This is a genomic window from Acinetobacter sp. 12966, assembly GCF_031196995.1.
Classification (GTDB): Bacteria; Pseudomonadota; Gammaproteobacteria; order Pseudomonadales; family Moraxellaceae; genus Acinetobacter; species Acinetobacter geminorum.
In genome coordinates, this window is record NZ_JAVIMC010000120.1 from 1 (window position 1) to 215 (window position 215).

Annotated in this window: 1 pseudogene; it reads left to right on the plus strand. The window is 40.9% G+C overall.

Annotated features, from left to right (window positions below):
• A pseudogene (locus tag RFW85_RS16640) lies at positions 1–215 on the plus strand (alpha/beta hydrolase); the annotation flags it as partial.

The window sequence follows — 215 nt, forward strand, 5'->3', positions numbered from 1 at the left end:
GAGTTTGTTCACTTCATTTTTGAAAGGTGAACCTATCCAAAATCTGGATGGCATTATTCCAATGACGCGTGAGCAAATGCAAAACATGGAACGCCGAGGTGAAGAGCGTATACCAGTTCTCCAGCCTAAAACGAAACTGAGCCACCGTGAATGTGAAACAGAGGTGCCAGTGATGATTATTGATGTGACTTTTTTTGGAATGTATTTGAAATTAG